Below are 5,817 nucleotides of genomic sequence, written 5' to 3'. Positions count from 1 at the left end.
ACACGGCGCCGAGCTCGACTGGAAGGCCCTCTATCCGGATGCCCAGGCCGTGGTCGACCTGCCCACCTACGCCTTCCAGCGCCAGCACTACTGGCCCGACCACTCCGACCCTGCGGACATGGCGGCGTCGCCCGAGGTGGACGAGGTCGAGGCGCGGTTCTGGGAGGCTGTGGAGCGGGAGGACCTGGAGGGGCTGGCTGCTGAGCTCGACGTGGCGGATGGTTCCGCTGCCGAGTTGAGGGCCGTGCTGCCGGTGTTGTCGTCGTGGCGGCGGCAGCGGCGTGAGCGGTCGACACTCGACGGCTGGCGATATCGGGTGACCTGGAAGCCGCTGCCGAGCGGTGTCGTGTCGGCGGCCTCCGGTCTCTCCGGGCGGTGGGCCCTCGTACTGCCCGAGAACGCGGTCGAGCACCCTTGGGCGGCCGGTGCGGGCGAAGCCCTGACGCGAGCCGGTGCGGAGGTCGTCGAGCTCGTGGTCACGCCGGACGAGTCGACCCGGGAGGTGCTGTCCGGGCGGCTGGGGGGTCTGGCGGAGGCGGGTCTTGCCGGTGTGGTGTCGCTGCTCGGGTTGGATGAGTCGGGGCATGTGGACCATGCCGGTGTGCCGGTCGGGCTTGTGGGTTCGGTGGCGTTGGTGCAGGCCCTTGGTGATGCCGGGGTGGGTGCGCGGTTGTGGTCGGTGACGTCGGGTGCGGTGTCGACCGGTCGCAGTGATGGGGTGGAGTCGCCGGTTCAGGCTCAGCTGTGGGGCCTGGGCCGTGTCGTGGCTCTGGAGTACCCGGAGCTTTGGGGTGGTCTGATCGACCTGCCCCGGACGTACGACGCCCGTGCGGGTGCGCGCTTCGCCGCCGCCCTCACGGGAGTCGAGGACGAGGACCAGTTCGCCGTACGCGGCTCCGGTGTACTCGTCCGTCGCCTGGTACACGCCGAAGCGGCCGAGTCCTCGCAGAAGTGGACGGTGCGCGGGACGGCGCTGGTCACCGGTGGCACGGGGGCGATCGGTGGGCATGTGGCGCGGTGGCTGGCGGGTGAGGGCGTGGAGCACCTCGTTCTTACGAGCCGTCGTGGTATCGATGCGCCTGGCGCCCTCGAACTGAAGGCGGAGCTGGAGGAGTTGGGTGCCGCGGTCACCGTCGCAGCCTGCGACGTGGCCGACCGGGACGCGGTCGAGAGGCTGGTCGAGGGCCTGACCGCCGACGGACGCACCCTGCGGTCCGTCTTTCACACGGCCGGTGTCGGACAGACGCAGCCCCTGGACGGAATGACCGTGGCCGACATCGCGGAGGTGTTCGGCGCAAAGACTGCGGGTGCCACGCATCTGGACGAACTGGTCGACCTCGAGGGTCTCGACGCGTTCGTGCTTTTTTCGTCCAACTCCGGTGTGTGGGGCGGCGGTGGCCAGGGTGCGTACGCGGCCGCCAACGCTTACCTTGACGCGCTCGCCGAACACCGCAGGGCCCGTGGTCTGGCCGCCACCTCCATCGCTTGGGGCCTGTGGGCCGGCGGCGGCATGGCCGGTGACGAGGAGGCGGAGCACCTGCGACGCCGTGGCCTGGAGGCGATGGCGCCGGAGCGTGCGGTGGCGTCGCTGGCCCAGGCGGTGGCGGGTGACGAGACGTTCGTGGCGGTGGCGGATGTGGACTGGAAGCGGTTCGCGCCCTCGTTCACATCGGTGCGGCCGAGCCCGTTCATCGGGGATCTGCCCGAGGTACGACGCGTTCTTGCCGAACCCGAACCCGAAGCCGATTCCACCGCCACGTGGAAGCAGGGCGCCCCCGGTTCCGAGTGGGCCGAGCGGCTCGCCGGGCTTGCCGCGGCGGAGCAGGAGCGGCTGCTGCTCGATCTCGTACGGGCGAACGCGGCCTCGGTGCTCGGGTATCCGGGCGGGGGAGCGGTCGAGCCGGGCCGTGCCTTCCGTGAGCTGGGCTTCGATTCGTTGACGGCTGTCGAGGTGCGCAACCGCCTCGCCGGCGCCACCGGTCTCAAGCTGCCCACCACCCTCGTCTTCGACTACCCCACCTCGGCCGCGCTCGCGGACCACCTGCGGACGCGGCTCGTCGGAGACGACGAGGGCGGCCGGCCCGCCCCCGGCGGAGCCCTGGATCCGGCCGGCGCGGCGGCGGGTGCCGAGGACGACCCGGTGGTGATCGTGTCGATGAGCTGCCGCTATCCCGGCGGAGTCACCAGCCCGGCCGGCCTCTGGCGGCTCCTGGCCGAGGGCGCGGACGCCATGTCCGACTTCCCGGGCGGCCGTGGCTGGGACCTCGAAGCCCTCTACGACGCAGACCCGGAGCAGCGAGGCACGAGCTACGCCCACCAGGGCGGATTCCTCTACGAGGCCGACCAGTTCGACCCCGTCTTCTTCGGTATCTCCCCGCGCGAGGCCCTCGCCATGGACCCGCAGCAGCGGCTCCTCCTGGAGACGGCGTGGGAACTGTTCGAGCGCGCGGGCATCGACCCGGCGACGCTGCACGGCAGCCAGGCCGGGGTCTTCGTCGGCGCCTCGTCCCAAGGCTACGGCTCAGGTCTGCAACAGGCCCCCGAGGGCGTCGAGGGCTACCTGCTGGCGGGCGGCGCGACGAGCGTCATCTCCGGCCGTCTGTCCTACTCCTTCGGCCTCGAAGGCCCGGCGGTGACGGTGGACACGGCGTGCTCGTCGTCGCTGGTCGCCCTGCACCTGGCCGCGCAGGCGTTGCGCCGGGGCGAGTGCGACATGGCACTCGCCGGCGGCGTCACGGTGATGTCCAACCCCGGCGCCTTCATCGAGTTCAGTCGTCAGCGTGGGCTTGCGGTGGATGGTCGGTGCAAGGCGTTCGCGGAGGCTGCGGATGGTACGGGCTGGGGTGAGGGTGTGGGCCTGCTGCTCCTGGAGCGGTTGTCGGATGCGCGTCGCAACGGCCATGACGTCCTGGCCGTCGTCCGTGGTTCGGCCGTGAACCAGGACGGTGCGAGCAATGGCCTCACCGCCCCGAACGGCCCCTCCCAGCAGCGGGTGATTCGTGCCGCCCTTGCCAGTGCCGGTCTGTCGGCCGGTGACGTCGATGCGGTGGAGGCGCATGGTACGGGTACGACGTTGGGTGATCCGATCGAGGCGCAGGCGTTGCTTGCCACGTACGGTCAGGAGCGTTCTGCTGGGGTGCCGTTGTGGCTGGGGTCGATCAAGTCGAACATCGGTCATACGCAGGCGGCGGCTGGTGTCGCGGGTGTCATCAAGATGGTGATGGCGATGCGGGCTGGTGTGTTGCCTCGGACCTTGCATGTGGATGAGCCGAGTTCGCATGTGGACTGGTCGGCGGGTGCTGTCGAGTTGCTGACGGAGGCGCGTGAGTGGGCCGACCGGGGTGAGGGTGTTCCGCGTCGTGCGGGTGTGTCGTCGTTCGGTGTGAGCGGTACGAACGCGCATGTGATCGTGGAGCAGGCCCCGGTGGAGGAGCTTGCCGGGGTGGAGTCTCCGGTGGTCGTCTCGTCGCCTGTGGTGGTCGTGCCGTGGGTGGTGTCGGGTCGCAGCGCTGAGGCGCTGCGGGCGCAGGCCGAGAGGCTGAGGGATCACGTGGCCGAGGAATCGGCCTCTCAACCCGTTGACGTCGGCTGGTCGTTGCTGTCGGGCCGGGCTCTGCATGAGCATCGTGCGGTGGTGTTCGGCCGGGAGCGTGGAGATTTCCTGACCGGTTTGGAGTCGCTGGCGTCGGGTGGGCCGGGTGTCGTTCAGGGTTCGGTCGTCGAGGGTCGTCTCGGGATCGTTTTCACTGGTCAGGGTAGTCAGCGGGTTGGTATGGGGCGTGAGTTGTATGAGGCGTTCCCGGTGTTCGCGGATGCGTTGGATGAGGTGTGTGCGCATCTGGACGGGTTGCTGGACCGTCCTTTGAAGGACGTGATGTTCGGTGGGGATGCGGGGTTGTTGGAGCGGACGGAGTATGCGCAGCCTGCGCTGTTCGCGGTCGAGGTGGCGTTGTATCGGCTTGCGGAGTGGTTTGGGGTGAGGCCGGATGTTGTGGGTGGGCATTCGGTCGGTGAGTTGGTCGCGGCGTTTGTGGCCGGCCTCTGGTCGCTGGAGGATGCGGTTCGGCTGGTGGTTGCGCGTGGTCGGTTGATGCAGGCGTTGCCCGAGGGTGGGGCGATGTTGGCGGTCCAGGCGGTGGAGGCCGATGTGCTGCCGTTGCTCAGTGATCGGGTGGGTGTGGCGGCTGTGAACGGGCCGTCTCAGGTGGTGCTTTCCGGTGATCGTGTGGTTCTGGAGGGCCTGGAGACAGTCTTGCGTGGTGGGGGTCGGAAGGTGCGGTGGCTGAGGGTGTCGCATGCTTTCCACTCGCCGTTGATGGATCCTGTGCTGGATGATTTCCGTGAGGTCGCGGAGGGTTTGTCGTATGGGGTGCCGGTCTTGTCGGTGGTCTCCAACGTCACCGGTGAGCTGGCGGGAGTGGCCGAGCTTCAGGATCCGGGGTATTGGGTCGGGCACATCCGTGAGGCTGTCCGCTTCCATGACGGACTCGGCACCTTTACGGCGCAGGGTGTGACCACACTTCTGGAGCTGGGCCCGGAATCCGTGTTGACGGCGATGGCGCATGACACGTTCACCGACCCGGCCGCACAGGCTGGGCTGATCGGGGCTCTGCGCAAGGACCGTCCCGAGGCGGACAGCTTCCTGACCGCCCTGGCGAGGGCGCATGTGCGTGGTGTGGGGGTCGACTGGGCGCCGTTGTTTGCCCCGGCCGAGGCCCGTACCCGCATCGACCTGCCCACCTACGCCTTCCAGCACCAGAGCTACTGGCTCCGGCAGACTGGAGCCTCGGCCGACGTAGAGTCCGCCGGGCTCGCTTCGGCCGGGCACCCGCTGTTGGGGGCCGCGGTGCCGCTGGCGGACACGGACGGTTATCTGTTCACGGGGCGGTTGTCCCTGGCCACGCATCCGTGGCTGGCGGATCATGTCGTGGCCGGGCGGGTGCTGCTGCCGGGGACCGCGTTCGTGGAACTGGCGGGCTACGCGGGCGGCCAGATCGGTTGCGGCACACTCGACGAGCTGACGCTCGGCGCGCCGCTGGTCCTCCCGGAGAGCGGCAGCATGCAGCTTCAGTTGCGGGTCGAGGCGGCTGACGCCGCCGGTCATAGGGCCATCAGCCTGCACTCGCGCCCCGAACCGGGCGCCGGGGCCGAGGGACTGTCGGCGGGCGCCTGGACCAAGAACGCCACCGGCGCCCTGACCGAGTCCGCACCGGACGCGTCCGCCGCGCCGGGGGACCTGGTCTTCTGGCCGCCGCGCGACGCGGAGCCGCTGCCCGTCGACGGGCTCTACGACGAGCTGTCGGCGGCGGGCTTCGACTACGGGCCGGTGTTCCAGGGGCTGCGGGCCGCCTGGCGGCGCGGCGACGAGGTGTTCGCCGAGGTGGCGCTGCCGGAGGACGAGCACACACAGGCCGGTTCCTTCGGCCTGCACCCGGCGATCCTCGACGCCGCCCTGCACGCCCGGGCCGCCGGTGCGGCGACCGCGGGCGCGTCGGGCACCACACCTGCGGCGGACGGGCTGCCCTTCACTTGGACCGGCGTCACCCTGCACGCTGCGGGTGCCGCCACGGTGCGCGTCCGTCTGGTACCGGCGGGCACGGACGGCGTCTCGCTCCAGGTCGCGGACGCCACCGGGACACCGGTGGCCTCGGTGGCCTCACTGGTCTTCCGGCCCATGTCGAAGGAGCTCATCGAGCAGATGAGCACCCCGGATCCGCATGCGGACTCGCTGTTTCACGTCGAGTGGCGGCGGCAGTCCGTGGTTTCGGGGGAGCGGGTTCCGGTGGTTGCGTTGGACGCGGTGGGTTCGGGGGAGCG

General features: G+C 70.3%; 1 protein-coding gene. It reads left to right on the top strand.

The window, feature by feature from the left end; translation table 11 throughout:
- The coding region (locus tag ACFYQ5_RS35955; protein ID WP_389203822.1) for an SDR family NAD(P)-dependent oxidoreductase at positions 1 to 5,817 on the top strand (5,817 nt) is incomplete at both ends.

The organism is Streptomyces sp. NPDC005794 (assembly GCF_042871445.1).
GTDB lineage: Bacteria > Actinomycetota > Actinomycetes > Streptomycetales > Streptomycetaceae > Streptomyces.
Note: the sequence above shows the minus strand (reverse complement) of the source record. Positions and strands in the feature narration are given on the sequence as shown.